The following is an 18,856-nucleotide window of genomic DNA, read 5'->3' as shown; positions in this document are numbered from 1 at the left end:
AGGCCATTTACCGGGTGAAAAAGCGACGATTGCGACGCCATTAATGTTTTCTCACAATATCGATTCAAATCCTGTCGCTCTCTGCTTTTTTATATCCTGAGTTTCAGCAATACTGTGACTCTTCATATTCATTTCAGGGCCAAGGTTGGTAGCGTTATTATGCGTTTAATTTTTACGCTGTTTGTGCTGCTGTTTACCCAGCTATTTCTAAACCTTGCGCATGCTTCGCCGCAGGCTCACGTCTCGGCTGAGCAAAAGAAAGGCCAAATCAGTCAGGCCAACTCTGATGACCGTAAAAAACGTAAAGCCGATAAAACAACTAAAAAAGCCAAAGTGACCAGCAATAAAACCGCCAGTAAAAATGTCACAAATAAAACAATCGCCAATAACGATAAAAAGAAAACAGCGGCTACTGCCAGCAAAGCCATTAAGAAGAAAACCCCGGAAGTCAGTAAAACTACCGGAAAAAAATCAAGCAGCAGTAAAACAATTCCGAGTAAAACAATCGCAACTAAAAAACCGCAGATTAAAACCGCAGCCAATAAAAAAGCGGCGGTGAGTAAAACAGAGAAAGTCGCTTATGGCCGCCACCGAAATAAAGCCCAAGGTAAAGCGGATGCCGAATTAGCGGCAAATAATAAGATAAAGCTCAGCCCTGCACATAAAAAGCGCTACCAGCACGCCAAACAGACTGCGATGAGTAAACTGATGAAGCAAGTCGGTAAACCTTATCGCTGGGGCGGTACCTCCCCTAATACAGGTTTTGATTGCAGCGGGCTTATTTATTACGCCTATAAAGATGTCATCAGAATAAAAATGCCGCGTACAGCGAATGAAATGTATCATTTACGCGATGCTGCGCCGGTTAAGCGCGCTGAATTAGAAAGTGGGGATTTAGTCTTCTTTAATATAGCTAATCGTGGTGTTGCTGATCATGTCGGTGTTTATTTAGGCAACGGCAAATTTATTCAGTCGCCGCGTACGGGTGAAGACATTCGTATTAGCATGCTAGATAATGACTACTGGCAAGATCATTATGTTGGCGCTCGCCGCGTCGTAACACCCAAAACTATTCGCTAATCAGAATCTATTCGCTAATAAAAACCATTCACTAATATCGAACCTGGTAGCGCTATCGGGTGCCAATAACCCAATCATCACTCCCCTTAATCGAATAACAGCAGTGAATGGTTTTTACGCAATACCCCATCAAACTATATGGTTATCTCTGTCATTTCTGTTGAAAGTTGTTAAGATTAATACCCACAACAAAAATACAACAATTACGATTTTAACCGCCCCTCACCCTGTTTTAGCGACTGCGAAAGATCGGATTTGAGGAGCAAACACCCTGAGCAACCCCGAAAGGAGAGAGCGATGTCTTTTGAATTACCGGCATTACCTTATGCACAAAATGCACTGGAACCGCACATTTCTGCTGAAACGCTGGAGTACCATTACGGCAAGCACCACAACACTTATGTGGTCAACCTCAATAATCTGATTAAGGATACTGAGTTTGCGGGTAAATCCTTGGAAGAGATTATTAAAACCTCCAGTGGCGGTGTCTTTAATAATGCAGCCCAAGTCTGGAACCACACCTTTTACTGGCACTGTTTATCACCAAATGGTGGTGGCGAACCTACTGGCAAAGTTGCCGATGCCATTAATCAATCCTTTGGTTCTTTCGCTGAATTTAAAGCACAGTTTACTGATGCGGCAGTGAAAAACTTTGGCGCAGGCTGGACGTGGCTGGTCAAAAAAGCGGATGGCACACTGGCGATTGTCAGTACCTCAAATGCGGCAACACCGCTGACGACTGCGGATAAACCACTGCTGACGGTGGATGTATGGGAGCACGCTTATTATATTGATTATCGTAATGCGCGACCAAAATATCTGGAGAACTTCTGGGCTTTAGTGAATTGGTCTTTCGTTGAGAAAAATTTAGCCTGATACCGCGCAAACAGAAAGATACACACGTGGTTATTATCAGTAGAAATAATTAAGGGCGGGTTAACCGCCCTACTAATGGCTTCATACCGGCAAGCGGTTTAATTAATTCATTACCGCCACGAAGCTAAAAACAATAATCATTGCCAGCGCACCAACAGTCGTAATCAGCGACATTTTCAGATTGGTATCCATAAAAACTCCTCAGCCGGTTAATCTTTATACTCGTCATACTTCAAGTATAGTAAGGTAAAGGCACACAATTAGTGCGTTAAATCATTTTCCCACAGTTAAGAAAAAAAATCTTGTGCTCATTACGCACTTTATAACATTGATTAACGCTTTCACTTTTCCTCCAGATCAGCCAAAATTCGCAGTTCATAACTGTATGCCGACTCATAACGTCCAATAAAACCTCTCAGACAGCCTGCTGATTCAACTTACCAGCCTACTATCGTGTTTCTGTCTGAGCGGTGTTCGAGTCATACAGGCAAACGATTAACATAATACTTACCTGCTGTAACAGGTGAGCTTAGGAGTCATTCTTTTTATGGCAACGATTAAAGATGTGGCCAAACACGCGGGTGTGTCCACCACCACCGTTTCGCACGTTATCAATAAAACTCGTTTCGTCGCCGAAAATACCAAAGCCGCTGTGTGGGCGGCCATTAAAGAGCTGCATTATTCGCCCAGTGCTGTGGCCCGCAGCTTGAAAGTTAATCACACTAAATCAATTGGTTTGTTGGCAACATCCAGTGAAGCACCCTATTTTGCTGAGGTGATCGAAGCGGTTGAAAATAGTTGTTATAGCAAAGGTTACACCCTGATTTTATGTAACTCTCATAATAATCTTGATAAACAAAAAGCCTATCTATCCATGCTGGCGCAAAAGCGTGTCGATGGATTATTGGTGATGTGTTCTGAATACCCTGAACAATTGCTGGGGATGTTAGAAGATTATCGCAATATTCCAATGGTGGTGATGGACTGGGGTACCGCCCGTGGCGATTTTACTGACTCGATTATTGATAATGCATTCGAAGGCGGCTATTTAGCTGGCCGTTATCTTATTGAGCGCGGTCATCGTGATATCGGTGCTATTCCCGGTCAGTTATCACGGAATACCGGTGGTGGTCGCCATCAGGGCTTCCTGAAAGCACTGGAAGAGGCCAATATCCCGCTACGTGACGAATGGGTGGTTCAGGGGGATTTTGAGCCAGAATCCGGTTATAAAGCTATGCACCAAATTCTGACGCAAAAACACCGCCCGACCGCCGTATTCTGTGGCGGCGATATTATGGCGATGGGGGCAATATGCGCGGCGGATGAATTGGGCCTGCGGGTGCCACAAGATATTTCGGTGATCGGCTATGATAATGTGCGCAATGCGCGGTATTTCTCACCGGCGCTAACCACTATTCATCAGCCAAAAGAGAGATTAGGTGAAACCGCTTTTGCCATGTTGCTCGACAGAATTGTTAGTAAACGCGAAGACCCACAAACGATTGAAGTACACCCTAAGCTGGTCGAGCGCCGCTCTGTTGCTGATGGCCCCTACCGCGATTACCGCCGTTAATCTTCACCTGCCGGTAGCCCTCATGTTACCGGCAGCTAACGCTGTGCGTTCAGTCCTCAATCACGGCATTATCATCTTTTAGCCATTCATTATTAAGTGTGACACTGTCACCTAAATACGCTAGCATCCATGCTAAAGCTGGCGAATGATTATTCTGCTCCCACGTCAAACAACACGGGCTATCAGGAAGTGGCTCGGCCAAGGTTAATACCACCAGTTTCCCTTGTTCAATCAAGGGCGACACCATATGCGCGGGCACCATTCCGACACATAATCCTGCACACAGGCAATCTATTCCCGTCGCCCAATCGGGTGCCACTAAACGCTGTTGGTTATCCAAGGTCCAGGTGTCTCGTTTCGGCAGATTTCGCGCGGTATCCTCCAAACAGAGTGAGGGATAAGGCCGCAATTGGTCATCAATAAGGGAACCGGTCAAGTGGGCTAAGGGATGATTGACGCTCACCACACAATGCCAGGTCAAAAAACCCATGTCGCGGAAGATAAACCGCCCGCCAACCGGAATGGTGCGAGTCGCCCCAATGGCCATTTCAGCTTGGCCATCCGCCAGTGCATCCCAGACACCATTAAATACCTCATAGCGTACCCGCAGTTCGATATCAGGAAAATGGCGATAAAAATCCAATACTAAGCGGCGACTCCGCTGAGGTTTGACGATTTTATCGATCACGATATTGAGTTGCCCACGCCACCCATTCGCCACTTGCTGGCACTGTCGCCGCGTGCCATTCATTTTTTTGATAACATCTCGAGCTTCTTTGATAAAAACCCTGCCCGCTTCCGTCAATTCTACATCCCGGTGACGCCGTACAAATAACGGCACGGCCAGCCATTCCTCCAACTGGCGCACGGTATAACTTACCGCTGACGGGACGCGGTGCAATTCTTGAGCAGCAGCGCTGAAACTCCCGGTGCGGGCAACTGCATCGACCACATCCAATGAATATTCTGACCACATGATTATGCACTTCCCTTAGACTGAATATTTACTATCAATTTTTTTGATAGCATGGCGCAAATATTACCGTTTCACAACAGAATACCTCGCCGCTAGAATGCCCCCCGCAATGGAATTTCCATGATAAGAGTTTTGCCTGCAAAATTATAATGAGACACAAAAAATGAAAACGACTTCTAGTTTCATGTTCTACCTGGCCGGTTTGAGCATGTTGGGGTACCTGGCCACCGACATGTATTTGCCTGCCTTTGGCGCTATGCAACAAGAGCTGCACACCTCTGCCGGTTCCATCAGTGCCAGCCTCAGTATCTTTCTCGCTGGTTTCGCTATCGCTCAACTTATCTGGGGGCCTGTTTCCGATAAGTTAGGCCGTAAACCTGTGCTATTAGTCGGGTTGGGCTTATTTGCCATCGGCTGTTTGGGGATTTTATGGGTTGAAACAGCGGCACAGTTATTGGTTCTGCGTTTTATTCAGGCGGTGGGAGTCTGTTCTGCAGCCGTGAGCTGGCAAGCATTGGTGGTAGATAGATACCACAGTAGCAAAGTCAATCGGGTGTTTGCGACCATAATGCCTTTAGTGGCGTTATCCCCCGCGTTAGCCCCTTTATTAGGTGCGTGGTTATTAAACCACTTTAGTTGGCGGTCAATTTTTGTCGTTTTATTGGCGATTACATTGCTACTGCTGATCCCGACCGCACTGCTTAAGGAACGGAAAAAAGTGGCCTCGGATGGCGGGCTTAAAAGCAAAAGTGCCATTAGTTTCTGGCAATTGCTGAAATCTCCGGTATTTAGCGGCAACGTAATGATGTTTGCTGCATGCAGCGCCGGTTTTTTCGCCTGGTTAACCGGCTCGCCTTTTATTTTAGGTGATATGGGATATAGCCCGAATGCCATTGGTTTGAGTTATGTTCCACAAACATTAGCCTTTCTGCTAGGGGGTTTTGCTTGTCGCAGTGCATTGAGTCGAATTAAAGGCAACACTCTACTGCCGTGGCTGTTGGCCGGTTATGCCCTCAGTATGATTGCGCTCTACCTGATCGCCACATTGACGACACCAACACTGGTGACCTTACTTATTCCGTTTTGCATAATGGCGCTGGTGAATGGTGCCTGCTACCCTATTATCGTAGCGAATGCATTAATGCCCTTTCCGGCGAATACTGGCAAAGCGGCGGCGCTACAAAACACACTTCAGTTGGGTTTGTGTTTTATTGCCAGCATGGTAGTTTCGCTCTTTATCAGCCAACCTTTACTGGCAACAGTCACGGTGATGCTATCGACGGTCGCTTTAGCCATATTAGGTTATGGCATTCATTGCTACGCGATGAAAAATGAAAAAAGCCATACTAATAATGATGACTATAATTACGCGGAGTCATAATCTCCAATAAAAATAGTCACTAAAGAACATGCAGGCCGGACGCGATTTATTATTGAGAAAGCGCTCCGGCCAGCCTATACTCAATCGAACTGATTAGATTACCATTTAAAAAAAGCATTATCTTAAGCATTTTCTGTGCGCGTGGATTGTGTCACATTTCCTCTTATGGATGAGTTGCCCTAAACCAAAGTGTCATTAGGGTTTCTTCTTAATCTTCCTCTGTCCGTAATGGATACCAGACACCAACTTTATTGGTATGTACCCGCGTATATAAATTTTATCGCGAGTCATAAGTCAGAAGAAAGTGATGGAGAAGCTATGAGTTCATCCTGTATTGAAGACCAAAGTATTCAAGAAAATCCGTGGTTTCGCATTATACAAGAAATGCTGAATCGGGCTGATATTGAAATCAATGGCTCACGCCCTTTCGACATTCAAGTTAATAACCCGAACTTCTTCAAACGGGTATTACAAGAAGGATCTTTGGCATTAGGTGAGAGTTATATGGATGGTTGGTGGGAATGTGACCGTCTGGATATTTTCTTCCAACGCGTTCTCAGATCGGGTCTGGAAAAACAACTTCCACACCATTTCAAAGATACTTTACGCATTGCTGCTGCGCGTATAATCAACTTGCAATCAAAGAAAAGAGCCTGGATTGTCGGTAAAGAACATTACGATCTGGGCAATGACCTGTTTAGCCTCATGCTCGACCCCAATATGCAATATTCTTGCGCTTATTGGAAAGACGCCACAACACTTGAGCAAGCGCAGGAAAACAAATTGCAGATGATTTGTGAGAAACTGCAATTAGCGCCCGGCATGACCTTGCTCGATATTGGTTGTGGTTGGGGCGGGCTTGCTGCTTATGCTGCACGTCATTTCGGGGTGTCCGTCTCCGGCGTGACCATCTCGGCTGAACAGCAAAAATTGGCCCAAAAACGTTGTGAAGGTTTGGATGTCACTATTTTGCTGCAAGATTATCGCGACCTGGATGAACAATTTGACCGCATCGTCTCTGTAGGAATGTTCGAACATGTCGGCCCCAAAAATTATCGCACCTACTTTGAGGTGGTTAACCGAAATCTGAAGCCTGATGGGTTATTTTTACTGCACACCATTGGCGCTAATCGTACTGACTTGAGCGTTGACCCGTGGATTGATAAGTATATTTTCCCTAATGGTTGTCTACCGTCAGTACAACATATAGCCCAAGCCAGCGAACCTTATTTCATCATGGAAGACTGGCATAATTTCGGGGCAGATTACGACCGAACACTGATGGCATGGTATGAACGCTTCCAAGCCGCATGGCCGAATTTAGCGGAGAATTACTCACCGCGATTTGAACGGATGTTTAGCTATTATCTGAATGCTTGTGCGGGTGCATTCCGCGCCAGAGACATTCAATTGTGGCAGGTATTATTCAGTCCAAATGGCGTAGAAGGCGGTATTCGAGTGGCGCGTTAGTCTCTAAAAACGCTGTCAAGGTGGGGGCTCATCAGCCCCCTACTCTTTTAGTATCCTATCCCCGGATAGCTTTATCAGCCGCCGCTGCAGACAGCTGTGCAATATCGCGTTGCGCTAATACCCGCTCAACGGTATCCACCACCGCCTGCGTCTGTGGGTCTATCTCGATATTCACTCTATGCCCCAAACGCTTTTTACCTAATGTGGTGCGCGCCAGTGTCTCTGGGATCAAATGCACACAAAAACGATTGCTTACGACTTCACCGATAGTCAGGCTAATGCCATCAATACCGATAAAACCTTTATGTAATACATATTTCATTAAATCGTCGCTGGGCAGTCGAAACCAGATCTGACGGTTATTTTCTGATGTATATATTTTAGTTATTTCGGCGGTACACATAATATGCCCGGACATAAGATGCCCACCAATTTCATCGCTGAATTTAGCCGCGCGTTCCAAATTAACCACATCACCGACCTTAATATCACCCAAATTGGTGATACGCAGGGTTTCCTTCATTAAATCAAAACTGACCCGATTTCCATTAACTTCGGTCACTGTTAAACAGCAGCCATTATGGGCCACAGAAGCCCCCAAGGCTAACTCAGGCAACATTTCAGTGGGCATTTCAACCACATGAGTACGGAAGTTGGATTTTTCGTCGATGGCTACCACGGGCGCGGTGCCTTGAACAATACCGGTAAACATACGCCATGCCTCTTATCTAGAGAGAAAATTTCTTTGCCGTGATTCTGCCTCAGAAGATAAAGAAAACCAAACCACTTAGACTAAAAATTACTATTGAAGTTATTTCGTTGATATTCAGTTGATATAGCCTAAATAATTCGAGTTGCAGGCAGGCGGCAAGTGAGTGACAAATCGGTCGGGAACCGATTTGAACAGCATTATTTATGCTAGCCCGCAGGGTGAGCCTCAAGGAGGAGGCTCATTCATCCCGATGAGTTTACACAGATAAGTGATTCGGGTTATTCAGCGTAGCCAACGCACATGCAGCTTAAAGTATGACGGGTATATTTAATGACAAGGATTGCTTAAGCACGGTGAGAAGGTACAATCTTTTATACTTTTTATGCTCCAAAGTTTTTCCGCTATTTTATTTATCGCTCATGCGCGATAAATAGTCGTTATTGACATCATAACTAGGTTATACCCAAGTAACTTCGAGATGCAGGTAGGCGGCAACCGAGTAACAAATCTGTCGGGAGCAGGTTTGAACGCTGCTAGCAACGGCCTCGAAGAGGCCTGGCCCATGAAAGGGCCGAGTAATGAGGGCAGCCAACCCCCTTGCATCTTGAAAGTCGACGGGTAGAAAAAGGTGTATGCGTGCAGAAGTATATTGTCGAAGCGCGTAGCTTATTAGCTCTCGCTATTCCTGTTGTTATTGCGCAATTGTCCCAAACAGCCATGGGCGTGGTTGATACTATTATGGCCGGTTCTGTCAGTGCGACCGATATGGCGGCTGTTGCTGTTGGGACTTCTATCTGGTTACCGGCTATTTTATTCGGTCACGGGTTATTATTGGCGCTGACCCCGACGGTCGCCCAACTTAACGGATCAGGGCGGCGCAATCAGATTGCTCATCAGGTCAGACAAGGGTTTTGGTTGGCATCCTGTGTCTCACTATTAATTATGGTGGTCATCTATAACAGCGACCAAATTATTAGACAGATGCATAATATTGACCCGGTGCTGGCCGACAAAGCGGTTGGTTTCCTGCATGCCATTATGTGGGGAGCGCCCGGTTATCTATTTTTCCAAGTGCTGCGAAATCAGTGTGAGGGATTATCCAAAACCAAACCTGGGATGGTGATTGGCTTTATTGGCTTACTGGTCAACATTCCCATTAACTATATTTTTATCTACGGTAAATTTGGTGCCCCGGCGCTCGGCGGGGTGGGTTGCGGGGTAGCAACCGGGACAGTTTACTGGGTGATGTTCTTGATGATGCGCTGGTATGTGACTCGCGCCCGCTCACAGCAAGATATCAAACTAGAGAAAGGTTTTGCCGCCCCTGATTGGAAAGTGATGAAACGCCTCGGTGGCCTTGGATTGCCCGTTGCACTGGCGCTGTTTTTTGAAGTCACATTGTTCGCGGTAGTGGCACTGCTGGTTTCTCCGCTAGGGATTGTCGCCGTTGCAGGGCATCAGATTGCCCTCAACTTTAGCTCACTGATGTTTATGTTACCGATGTCACTGAGTGTCGCCGCGACCATTCGTGTTGGTTTTCGCCTCGGTCAAGGGTTGGTTGATGACGCCAAAGTGGCCGCCTATACCAGTATTGCGGTTGGGTTAATGCTGGCTTGTGTCACCGCAGTGTTTACCGTGGTATTCCGAGAGCATATTGCGCTGCTGTATAACAAAACTCCGGAAGTCGTGGTGATGGCCTCCCACTTAATGTTGCTGGCAGCGCTTTACCAATTATCTGATGCTATTCAAGTGATTGGCAGCGGTGTATTGCGCGGTTACAAAGATACCCGCTCGATCTTCTTTATTACTTTTACCGCGTATTGGCTGGTGGGGTTACCGAGTGGCTATCTGTTAGGGCTGACCGATTATATTGTTCCGGCCATGGGGCCTAGTGGCTTCTGGATTGGGTTTGTTATCGGCCTGACCTTGGCGGCGATCTTAATGGCGCTACGCATCCGTTGGTTACAAAAGCAACCGTCCGCTTTTATTCTGCAAAAAGCGGCACACTAAGCGCTATTATTTTGGAAGCTAATCGTATTGTGGGCGTTAATCACAGCGGCTTATGCCCATGATTAACGCCCCTATAAATCAGAAAAGATGAAGAAAAAAACAGCGTAATGGGTAAAAGCTCAGCAATTACGTGAGTTTGCAGTGAATATTATGTTTTTCCCCTTGCCAGCAGACGGGCAGCTCGTTAATATTCGTCCCCGCTGTCAGCATTGATGGCAGGTAATAAGAGTGAAAATAATATACCCAAGTAATTGGAGCTGTAGCTAGGCAGCAAATGCACGAGTCCCGCAGAGCTGACTCAAGTCAGTGATTCGGGTGAGTAAGTGCAGCTAACAACGCTATGGCTTCAAGATAAGAAGGGTAGTATGTGCGTCCGTAGCTCAGTTGGTTAGAGCACCACCTTGACATGGTGGGGGTCGATGGTTCGAGTCCATTCGGACGCACCACTTTAATTAAATTACCTGAAGTGACCAGAGTATCATGTGCGTCCGTAGCTCAGTTGGTTAGAGCACCACCTTGACATGGTGGGGGTCGATGGTTCGAGTCCATTCGGACGCACCACTTTGGTATTATCTACAAATTTCAAATTGATAGTTTCTCAATGCGTTCTTAGCTCAGTTGGTTAGAGCACCACCTTGACATGGTGGGGGTCGATGGTTCGAGTCCATTAGAACGCACCACTCTGCTGTTTGCTTAATTTCCTGTCCGACTCAATATCCCCTACTCGAATTTCTTAAGTCTGGTTATATTGCTTTCATCAATTTTTCCGCCATCCGCTTGTTAAAATTGTTAAAAACTTTTTTTGTTGCGCAACAAACTAAGTATTATTCTCTCTGTTTGCGCGACTAATGGCCCATTTTTATAAAAAACGACAATGAGTTTCTGTTTTCTATTTCATTTCCCGCGACTTACCGCTTATAATACGAACCGTCGTTTCAGTTGAATGGTTTCAGCATCTTGATCTGCCGATACGCTAAAAAAATACAACTCACATTTACGCCATCGTATACCGATCATGCGTTTAGCCTCGTGCTAAAGTTTTCCATTCTATTTCCGCAACTGTCATCTATTCTTAGTAATGTTTTGCTTCTTGGTAACGTTTCGCTACACCAGACACTAATCAGATCCCACTCCGTTGCTGTATTTAACGGAACATTTGCTTTTTATCCATCACAACTTGTAGAAAAAATCCGTCATGAAAAAGACTAAAATTGTTTGTACCATAGGTCCAAAAACCGAATCCGAAGAAATGCTGACGAACCTGCTGAATGCAGGTATGAACGTTATGCGCTTAAACTTCTCCCACGGTGACTATGAAGAGCATGGTCAACGTATCAAGAATATCCGTGCTGTTATGGCAAAAACTGGCCTGAAAGCCGGTATTCTGCTGGACACCAAAGGCCCTGAAATCCGCACCATGAAACTGGAAGGCGGCAAAGATGCAGCGCTGGTTGCAGGCCAGACTTTCACTTTCACCACAGACCAAAGCGTTATTGGCAACAATAACATCGTTGCTGTGACCTACCCGGGCTTTGCCGCTGACCTAAAAATTGGCAACACCGTACTGGTTGATGATGGTTTGATCGGTATGGAAGTGACTGAAGTCACTGAAAATACTGTAGTTTGTAAAGTGCTGAACAACGGTGACTTGGGCGAAAACAAAGGCGTTAACCTGCCAGGCGTTTCTATCCAACTGCCTGCATTGGCTGAAAAAGATAAAGCTGACCTGATCTTTGGTTGTGAGCAAGGCGTGGACTTCGTTGCCGCTTCCTTTATCCGTAAGCGTTCTGACGTGCTGGAAATCCGCGAACACCTGAAAGCACACGGCGGCGAGCACATCCAGATCATCTCCAAAATTGAAAACCAGGAAGGTCTGAATAACTTCGACGAAATCCTGGAAGCCTCTGACGGTATCATGGTTGCCCGTGGTGACTTGGGTGTTGAGATCCCGGTAGAAGAAGTTATCTTCGCCCAGAAGATGATGATTGAGAAATGTAACCGTGCACGTAAAGTTGTTATCACTGCAACTCAGATGCTCGATTCCATGATCAAAAACCCACGCCCTACTCGTGCAGAAGCCGGCGACGTCGCTAACGCCATTTTGGACGGTACCGACGCCGTGATGCTGTCTGGTGAGAGTGCCAAGGGTAAGTACCCATTAGAGTCTGTCACCATCATGGCAACCATCTGTGAGCGTACAGACCGTATCATGCCAAGCCGCATCGAAACGCTGAACGATAATCGCAAAATGCGTATCACTGAAGCGGTTTGCCGTGGCGCAGTAGAAACTGCAGAAAAACTGGAAGCAAAAGTGATAGTGGTGGCAACTGGCGGCGGTAAATCCGCTAAGTCAGTTCGTAAATACTTCCCAACCGCGACCATTTTAGCCCTGACGACCAATGAAACCACTGCTCGTCAGTTAATTCTGACTAAAGGTGTGATAACTCAATTAGTCGCCGAAATTGCTTCAACAGATGACTTCTACCGCATTGGTAAAGAAGCGGCTCTGGCCAGCGGTCTGGCGCAGAAAGGCGACGTAGTCATTATGGTTTCTGGTGCTTTAGTACCAAGCGGCACCACCAATACCTCTTCCGTACACGTTTTATAATCTCAACGAAAGAGTCAATACTAATTAAAAACGCCGCTTTTCATAGCGGCGTTTTCTTTTTAAACATCTCTAAATAAACTTTCCGAAAAATCCATTTTATCCTAAGCGCCCAAAAGTTTTTTTCTGAGTCGGACTTTTCCGAAAGAATCCGGCTGTTTTCCCTCGTTTTTTTAACTTTTTTTTAAAACAAGATGCTTCTTTGAGCGAACGATCAAAATAAACCCCCCTAATACTAAAAATTTATTCTCTTTCGAAAAAACTTTGTGTAATACTTGTAACGCTACATGGAGATTAACTTAATCTAGAGGGTGTTAATAATGAATCGTACTAAACTTGTACTGGGCGCGGTAATTCTGGCTTCTACTATGCTGGCTGGTTGTTCAAGCAATGCTAAAATCGATCAACTGTCTTCTGACGTTCAAACTCTGAACGCTAAAGTTGACCAACTGAGCAACGACGTGAACGCAATCCGTTCTGACGTTCAAGCAGCTAAAGACGATGCAGCACGTGCTAACCAACGTCTTGACAACCAAGCTCACGCTTACAAGAAGTAATATTACTTCCTGAATGAAAAATGGCGCACATTGTGCGCCATTTTTTTTATCTTGCTAAAACCAGTTTCTGATTGTGACCTTCCCTGCTGACCTCTTCCCTAACGCCCTACTTCATCAACTCGTTTCACAATATGGGTGCACGCTATGCTTTGCCACAGCAAACCGACGGCTGCCATGGCAAAGGTGCGTGTGAGATGAGAACTTAGCTCACAGCTCTTAGTTTGCAGCTGAATAAACCGGGCCTGGTTGAACCAACTTAGGCATCTCTTGCTCCGTAGGTTGCTGCTCTTCGTTCTGAGGTTGTGTCTGTTGCTCGCCCTGAGGCGCTACAACAGCCGGAGCCTGCTCAGTGGCAGTCTCACCGACAGTGACAATAACCGGCATACCAGCACGGCGTACAATCGCTTCCTGAACCACTTGTGCATCAGTCTGGCTGTCGTTAATAAACTTCTGCAGGCTGCTGCTGATAGCGATTGGCATGGTTTGCGGATCATCACTGTCTACACGAGACAACGGCTGATGAACTTCCACATAACGCTTACCATCTGGCTCAACGGAATATTTAACCGGCTCATTGATGATTTGAACGCGAGTACCTTTAGGTACGGACTTGAACAGCGCTTCAATGTCATCCGGGCGTAGACGAATACAGCCAGAGCTGACACGCATACCAATGCCGAAGTTCGCGTTAGTTCCGTGGATCAGGTATTCACCGCTCCCCGCAGACAACCGCATAGCAAACAGCCCCATAGGGTTTTCCGGGCCGGCCGGAACCACTGATGGCAAAGTAATACCTTCCGCCAAATAGTTCTTACGGATATTTGCCGTTGGTGTCCAGGTTGGGTTCGGGATCTTTTGGCTGACTGTGGTTGTCATCGTTGGGGTATTACGCCCTAACTGGCCGATACCGATTGGGTACACCACAACTTTGTTTTGACCTTTAGGGTAATAATAAAGGCGCAGTTCAGCCAAGTTGATGACGATACCTTCACGTGGGGTGTCTGGCAGCAACATCTGGGTCGGAATAGTGAGCACTGAACCCGGTAATGGCAAATACGGATCAGCACCTGGGTTTGCTTCCAGCATCCCCAACAAACCGATTTTATAGTCGGCAGCAATAGCCTCAAGCGGACGACCATCATTTGGAACAGTATAAGTAGTATTCTCACCAATCAGACGACTATTGGCTGGCGGCAGAGGATACTCGGTCGCATTGGCAGCGGTGATACTTCCCGCCAGACAAGTTGCGAATAACATACCAATCAAAGTTAATGCACGTTTCATGCTTAGTTCCTACATCACTTCTTAAAATTCGATTTACACGGCTATACCCAATAAATTTCAAATTGCAGAAAAGCGTTAAGCGAGTAGCAACTTGGTTGTAAACCATGTTGAAGAGCGCTTGCGCAGGCCCGCAGGGTGAGTCTTATTAGAGGCTCATAATCCCGATGAGCTTACACAAGTAAGTGATTCGGGGGATATGAGAGCAGCCAACGCACCAGCAGTTTGAAAGATGACGGATATATCTACGTTAATTTTAGCAGCCAATTATAAGGCCACCATATAGTAACAGCCCATATTATAAAGGCAATTTATATCTCTAGAAATCAAGGTGTTACAATGTAATTTATTCTGCTTTTTCTGGCATGGAGGCCGATTTAAGCTGCTGAAATATCACCACTTTAATACTGTGACGCGCGGCGCAAAATACACAAGCCGCGTAGAATAAAGCACAAAATGTTGGCGTAGATCAGCAAACGTTGAGGGTAACAGCCTTAGTTCGAATAGCGCGGATCATGGCTTCAAGACCTTGGGAACGCGAAGGTGTTAAGTGCTGACTGAGAGCTAAATCGGCAAAAAAGGGCCGAACATCTAACTCAATTATCTGCTGTGGGGTCAAACCTTGGTACAGGATGAACACCACTGCAACCAAACCTTTGACGATAGCGGCATCACTATCACCAGCAAAAACCACCTGCCCCGCATCAGAGAGCGTCATTGCAATCCACACCTGACTTTGGCAACCAGAAATCACATTCTCTGGTTGGCGCTGCTGTTCAGTTAAGGGCGGCAACTGCGCACCTAACTCGATCACATACAGGTATTTTTCTTCCCAATTTAAACAGCGGGAAAAATTACGAATCAATTTATTTTTATCTGGCAAACCAGCCATAACATGCTTCCTAAATAATCCCCCGCGTCCTTGAAGCCGCAGGGATATTAGCTACGTTCACGATTCAGCCCGTCCGTGGGCCTCGCCTCTATGAGGCCGCTGCTGCCTACCGGCAGCGCCAATGACTTTGGGTATAATCGGTTTTAAAGAACACTCAGCCCAGCAATTTTTCGATGCGCTGCAACCCAACCACCAGCCGATCAACTTCCTCACGGGTATTATAAAGCGCCAGCGACGCCCGGCACATGCTTGGCACCTTGTAGAATGCCATCAGCGGCATGGCGCAATGATGCCCGGTACGAATCGCAATACCGTATTGGTCCAGGAAACTGCCGACATCATAAGCATGATGTGGCCCCAGATTGAACGCAATAACCCCAGCCCGGTTTACCGGGCCATACAGTGTCAGGCTGTTAATCTGGCGCAGTTGTTCCCACGCATACTGCATCAGTGATTGCTCATATTGCTGGATATTAGCAAGCCCCAACTGATTCACATAACTGATTGCAGCACCCAGCCCCATAATACCGGCAGTATTGGGAGACCCCGCTTCAAAACGCCATGGCGCATCAGCAAAGGTGGTGCCCTGTGTCAGGCTGACAGTTTTGATCATCGCACCGCCCCCTTCCCATGGCGGCATTTTTTGTAGCCATTCACTTTTGCCGTACAAGATACCAATGCCCGATGGGCCGTACAGTTTATGTCCAGAAAAAACATAAAAATCGCAGCCCAAATCCTGAACATCGACCGGCTGATGTATCACCGCCTGTGCGCCATCCACCAGCACCACCAAACCCGCGGCTTTAGCTTGCGCCACGATCTCTTTAATGGGATTCACTGTCCCCAGCACATTGGAAACTTGAGTGATCGCCAACAGTTTAGTGGTGCCGTCAATCAAACTCGTTAACGCGGTTAATTCAAGTTCACCCGTCGCCATCAGCGGCCAAACACGGATTTCAATGCCAATCTCTTTTGCCAGCATCTGCCACGGTACAATATTGGCGTGATGCTCCATTTCGGTAATGATAATGCTGTCACCGGCTTGCAGAAAATGGCGGCCATAACTGTTCGCCACTAAATTGATAGCTTCCGTCGTGCCTTTGACAAAGACGATTTCTTCCGCAGAAGCGGCATGAATAAAGTCCGCGACCTGTTGACGTACCGCTTCCATTTGCCCAGTCGCTTCGGCACTCAGAGTGTGAATGCCCCGATGAACCGCCGCATAATCTGCACGATAGAAGTTAAGTTCCCGGTCAATAACCACTTGTGGTTTCTGTGCGCTGGCGGCGCTGTCCAGATATGCCAACGGCTGGCCGTTAACCTCACGGCCAAGCAGCGGGAAATCAGCTCTGACTTGCTCAATACTGACTTGCCCAATAGAGAAACTCATAGCGACTCCCCAGCCAACCGCTCGGTAATTCGCGCCAATACAGCTTTGCGAATGGCTTCGTGATGGATGGCTTCGGTCAATTCGGCGGCAAAAGCAAAAATAATCATTTGCTGCGCATCAGCTTGATTGATACCGCGTGATTGCAGATAAAATAGCTGTTCTGCATCAATACGCCCGACGGTAGCCCCGTGACTGCACTTCACATCATCGGCATAAATTTCCAGCTGTGGCTTGGTATCTACCTCAGCTAACTTACTGAGCAGTAAGTTATTATTGGTCATCTGGCCGTCAGTTTTTACTGCATGCTGAGCCACTTTTATCATGCCATTGAAGACAGCTTTACCCCGCTCGCGCACCATGACCTTATGGAGTTGGCGGCTATCACAATAGCCTTTGTTATGTTCCAGGTAAGTGCGGGTGTCACAAATTTCTCGCCCTATAGGAAGCAGCAAGCTATTCATCGACAAACTGGCACCCTCGCCATTTAACTGGGCGCTGGTGTTATGGCGGGTCAGCCCCGCACCGAGCAAGAAGCTATAACTCTTCGCTCGCGCATCACGGCTTAACACTAAGTCATTATGGGCAAAATGGGTGCTTTGGGGCGCTTCGAACGCCAGTTTGCAGTGGTTCAACTCTGCATTCTCACCCACCGAAACAGTCAGCCGCGCACCGGTAAAATGCGGCTGTTCATTAAGACTGACAAAATGCTCAATGACCTCTGCCTGTGCGCCCGCCTCAATCGCCAGATGGTGACGGTAATGGCTGGTATTCACCACCTCAGAGCTATTGCCTGAACTGATATGCAACAGATACAGCGGTTTATCACTGTGTTGCCCGACAGGCAAACGGATGTGCAAGCTTTCCTGAGCCAGACTTTCGGTCAGATGCAAAAAGACTTCCGACTGAATCGCCGCTGGAAACTGAGTATTTTCAGTTATATGTGCCAGTTGATACGGGCCACATTCACTGTCACTCAATTCCGGGGCATATCGTCCATCAATGAAAACCAAACGATGGGCATCTTGCAACAATGACAAATTATCGCGCTGAGCCGCCGTCACTTTCACCGCCGGAGCAAAGCCGAAGCTATGGGCGAATAAACGCTCCAGCGGTGTGTATTTCCAATCTTCATGCTTGATGCTGGGGAAACCCAATGCCAGCACCTGTTGCCAATGTGCCGTAGCTTCAGCACCCTGACCATTTTGGTGCTGCTTAAGCTTTTGACTCTGTTCAAATAGCTGGCCAAAATTCGCTAAGGCATTACTACGCTGTTCGGCAAGAATGCGTTGTTGATTTGGGGTATTACTGTTGGTCGGTAAGCCAGCCATAGCCTTGCTCCTCCAACTGTTTCACCAGCGTGAAATCACCAGACTTAATGATTCGCCCCTGATACAGCACATGGACAAAGTCTGGTTTGACGTAATCGAGGATGCGCTGATAGTGAGTCACAATAATAAAGGCGCGATTCTCATTGCGCAGCGAGTTCACCCCGTTGGCGACAATTTTCAGCGCATCAATATCCAGACCGGAGTCAGTCTCATCCAAAATGCATAAAGAGGGTTCCAGCGCCGCCATCTGCAAGATATCGTTGCGTTTTTTCTCACCGCCCGAGAAGCCCACATTCACTGAACGGGTCAGTAAGTCTGCCGGCATTTTGAGCAACTCAATTTTCTCTTCAATGAAATCAGCAAAATCAAAACGATCCAGCGGTTCCTGTTGGCGATATTTGCGTACCGCATTGACGGCGGTTTGCAGGAAGAAATGGTTACTGACCCCCGGAATTTCTACCGGATACTGGAAAGCCAGAAAGACGCCCTCACCCGCACGATCTTCTGGGGCCAGCTCCAGCAAATCTTTGCCCTTGAAAGTCACACTGCCTTCAGTGACCTCATATTCTTCCCGCCCGGCCAGCGCCGCAGACAAGGTACTTTTCCCTGAGCCGTTCGGCCCCATAATGGCATGCACTTCGCCGGGTTTGATGTCCAGATTCAAACCATTGAGGATCTCGTTACCTTCGACACTGACTTTTAAGTTCTTGATGCTTAACATAGGT

16 protein-coding genes and 3 tRNA genes are annotated in these 18,856 nt (G+C 46.9%); 11 read left to right on the top strand and 8 right to left on the bottom strand.

From position 1 onward, the window contains the following. Positions 1-159: 159 nt before the first annotated feature. Both OVO64_RS03105 and sodB read left to right on the top strand, forming a co-directional pair. Positions 160-1,080, top strand: a complete 921-nt coding sequence (locus OVO64_RS03105; RefSeq protein ID WP_038632654.1) for a C40 family peptidase — start codon at positions 160-162, stop codon at positions 1,078-1,080. A gap of 297 nt (positions 1,081-1,377) precedes the next feature. Next, the gene (gene sodB / locus OVO64_RS03100) at positions 1,378-1,956 is read left to right on the top strand and encodes a superoxide dismutase [Fe] (protein ID WP_038632652.1); all 579 of its coding nucleotides are present in this window, start codon (positions 1,378-1,380) and stop codon (positions 1,954-1,956) included. A 102-nt stretch (positions 1,957-2,058) separates the two neighbouring features. On the opposite strand, the gene OVO64_RS03095 is transcribed toward sodB, so the two are convergent. Beyond that, positions 2,059-2,148: a YnhF family membrane protein gene (locus OVO64_RS03095; RefSeq protein ID WP_019079325.1), complete on the bottom strand. Its 90-nt coding sequence runs from the start codon at positions 2,146-2,148 to the stop codon at positions 2,059-2,061. Between the two features lie 355 nt (positions 2,149-2,503). On the opposite strand from OVO64_RS03095, the gene purR reads away from it, so the two are divergent. After that, entirely contained in the window at positions 2,504-3,529 is a 1,026-nt protein-coding gene (gene purR / locus OVO64_RS03090) for an HTH-type transcriptional repressor PurR (RefSeq protein WP_038632650.1), read from the top strand. Positions 3,530-3,578: 49 nt separating this feature from the next. On the opposite strand, the gene punR is transcribed toward purR, so the two are convergent. After that, positions 3,579-4,505, bottom strand: coding sequence for a DNA-binding transcriptional activator PunR (punR, locus tag OVO64_RS03085; RefSeq protein ID WP_267248613.1), 927 nt, complete (start codon positions 4,503-4,505; stop codon positions 3,579-3,581). A 163-nt stretch (positions 4,506-4,668) separates the two neighbouring features. Here punR and punC point away from each other — a divergent pair, with 163 nt between their 5' ends. Continuing rightward, positions 4,669-5,886 carry a purine nucleoside transporter PunC gene (gene punC / locus OVO64_RS03080; RefSeq protein ID WP_038632646.1) on the top strand — a complete coding sequence of 406 codons (1,218 nt, stop codon included), beginning with the start codon at positions 4,669-4,671 and terminating at the stop codon, positions 5,884-5,886. A 318-nt stretch (positions 5,887-6,204) separates the two neighbouring features. Further along, the gene (gene cfa / locus OVO64_RS03075) at positions 6,205-7,356 is read left to right on the top strand and encodes a cyclopropane fatty acyl phospholipid synthase (RefSeq protein WP_038632644.1); all 1,152 of its coding nucleotides are present in this window, start codon (positions 6,205-6,207) and stop codon (positions 7,354-7,356) included. Positions 7,357-7,411: 55 nt separating this feature from the next. Here the strand turns inward: cfa and OVO64_RS03070 are convergent, their stop codons facing one another. Beyond that, a complete protein-coding gene (locus OVO64_RS03070; RefSeq protein ID WP_038632642.1) occupies positions 7,412-8,068 on the bottom strand; it encodes a riboflavin synthase in 657 nt (218 codons plus the stop codon). A 636-nt stretch (positions 8,069-8,704) separates the two neighbouring features. Here OVO64_RS03070 and OVO64_RS03065 point away from each other — a divergent pair. The 6 genes from OVO64_RS03065 (at position 8,705) to OVO64_RS03040 (ending at position 13,240) form a co-directional block, all read left to right on the top strand. Continuing rightward, entirely contained in the window at positions 8,705-10,078 is a 1,374-nt protein-coding gene (locus OVO64_RS03065) for an MATE family efflux transporter (protein WP_038632640.1), read from the top strand. Positions 10,079-10,447: 369 nt separating this feature from the next. Further along, positions 10,448-10,524: transfer RNA gene (locus tag OVO64_RS03060), tRNA-Val, on the top strand. A gap of 38 nt (positions 10,525-10,562) precedes the next feature. Beyond that, positions 10,563-10,639, top strand: a tRNA-Val gene (locus OVO64_RS03055). A 42-nt stretch (positions 10,640-10,681) separates the two neighbouring features. Then, positions 10,682-10,758: transfer RNA gene (locus OVO64_RS03050), tRNA-Val, on the top strand. A 515-nt stretch (positions 10,759-11,273) separates the two neighbouring features. Then, on the top strand, positions 11,274-12,686 hold the full coding sequence (pykF, locus tag OVO64_RS03045; protein ID WP_038632638.1) for a pyruvate kinase PykF: 1,413 nt from the start codon (positions 11,274-11,276) through the stop codon (positions 12,684-12,686). A 317-nt stretch (positions 12,687-13,003) separates the two neighbouring features. Continuing rightward, positions 13,004-13,240 carry a major outer membrane lipoprotein gene (locus OVO64_RS03040; protein WP_005165631.1) on the top strand — a complete coding sequence of 79 codons (237 nt, stop codon included), beginning with the start codon at positions 13,004-13,006 and terminating at the stop codon, positions 13,238-13,240. 216 nt (positions 13,241-13,456) lie between these two features. Here OVO64_RS03040 and OVO64_RS03035 read toward each other — a convergent pair whose 3' ends face one another. The 5 genes from OVO64_RS03035 to sufC form a co-directional block, all read right to left on the bottom strand. Continuing rightward, positions 13,457-14,524, bottom strand: a complete 1,068-nt coding sequence (locus tag OVO64_RS03035; RefSeq protein ID WP_267248612.1) for a L,D-transpeptidase family protein — start codon at positions 14,522-14,524, stop codon at positions 13,457-13,459. Between the two features lie 466 nt (positions 14,525-14,990). Next, the gene (gene sufE, locus OVO64_RS03030; protein WP_267248611.1) at positions 14,991-15,413 is read right to left on the bottom strand and encodes a cysteine desulfuration protein SufE; all 423 of its coding nucleotides are present in this window, start codon (positions 15,411-15,413) and stop codon (positions 14,991-14,993) included. A 154-nt stretch (positions 15,414-15,567) separates the two neighbouring features. After that, on the bottom strand, positions 15,568-16,803 hold the full coding sequence (sufS, locus tag OVO64_RS03025; RefSeq protein ID WP_050291678.1) for a cysteine desulfurase SufS: 1,236 nt from the start codon (positions 16,801-16,803) through the stop codon (positions 15,568-15,570). Further along, a complete protein-coding gene (gene sufD / locus OVO64_RS03020) occupies positions 16,800-18,131 on the bottom strand; it encodes a Fe-S cluster assembly protein SufD (RefSeq protein ID WP_038632630.1) in 1,332 nt (443 codons plus the stop codon). The genes sufS and sufD overlap by 4 nt, the downstream gene beginning before the upstream one ends. Continuing rightward, positions 18,106-18,852, bottom strand: a complete 747-nt coding sequence (gene sufC / locus OVO64_RS03015) for a Fe-S cluster assembly ATPase SufC (protein WP_038632628.1) — start codon at positions 18,850-18,852, stop codon at positions 18,106-18,108. Before sufC ends, sufD begins: the two co-directional genes overlap by 26 nt. Positions 18,853-18,856: the final 4 nt, after the last annotated feature.

Source organism: Yersinia sp. Marseille-Q5920, assembly GCF_946902935.1.
GTDB lineage: Bacteria > Pseudomonadota > Gammaproteobacteria > Enterobacterales > Enterobacteriaceae > Yersinia > Yersinia rochesterensis.
The sequence above is the reverse complement of the archived record's forward strand: the minus strand, read 5'-3'. Positions and strand labels throughout refer to the sequence as shown.

Bases quoted from the DNA above. Each gene is read 5' to 3' on its own strand.
- OVO64_RS03105 (WP_038632654.1), top strand. From the start codon at position 160: ATGCGTTTAATTTTTACGCTGTTTGTGCTGCTGTTTACCCAGCTATTT.
- sodB (WP_038632652.1), top strand. From the start codon at position 1,378: ATGTCTTTTGAATTACCGGCATTACCTTATGCACAAAATGCACTGGAA.
- OVO64_RS03095 (WP_019079325.1), bottom strand. From the start codon at position 2,148: ATGGATACCAATCTGAAAATGTCGCTGATTACGACTGTTGGTGCGCTG.
- purR (WP_038632650.1), top strand. From the start codon at position 2,504: ATGGCAACGATTAAAGATGTGGCCAAACACGCGGGTGTGTCCACCACC.
- punR (WP_267248613.1), bottom strand. From the start codon at position 4,505: ATGTGGTCAGAATATTCATTGGATGTGGTCGATGCAGTTGCCCGCACC.
- punC (WP_038632646.1), top strand. From the start codon at position 4,669: ATGAAAACGACTTCTAGTTTCATGTTCTACCTGGCCGGTTTGAGCATG.
- cfa (WP_038632644.1), top strand. From the start codon at position 6,205: ATGAGTTCATCCTGTATTGAAGACCAAAGTATTCAAGAAAATCCGTGG.
- OVO64_RS03070 (WP_038632642.1), bottom strand. From the start codon at position 8,068: ATGTTTACCGGTATTGTTCAAGGCACCGCGCCCGTGGTAGCCATCGAC.
- pykF (WP_038632638.1), top strand. From the start codon at position 11,274: ATGAAAAAGACTAAAATTGTTTGTACCATAGGTCCAAAAACCGAATCC.
- OVO64_RS03040 (WP_005165631.1), top strand. From the start codon at position 13,004: ATGAATCGTACTAAACTTGTACTGGGCGCGGTAATTCTGGCTTCTACT.
- OVO64_RS03035 (WP_267248612.1), bottom strand. From the start codon at position 14,524: ATGAAACGTGCATTAACTTTGATTGGTATGTTATTCGCAACTTGTCTG.
- sufE (WP_267248611.1), bottom strand. From the start codon at position 15,413: ATGGCTGGTTTGCCAGATAAAAATAAATTGATTCGTAATTTTTCCCGC.
- sufS (WP_050291678.1), bottom strand. From the start codon at position 16,803: ATGAGTTTCTCTATTGGGCAAGTCAGTATTGAGCAAGTCAGAGCTGAT.
- sufD (WP_038632630.1), bottom strand. From the start codon at position 18,131: ATGGCTGGCTTACCGACCAACAGTAATACCCCAAATCAACAACGCATT.
- sufC (WP_038632628.1), bottom strand. From the start codon at position 18,852: ATGTTAAGCATCAAGAACTTAAAAGTCAGTGTCGAAGGTAACGAGATC.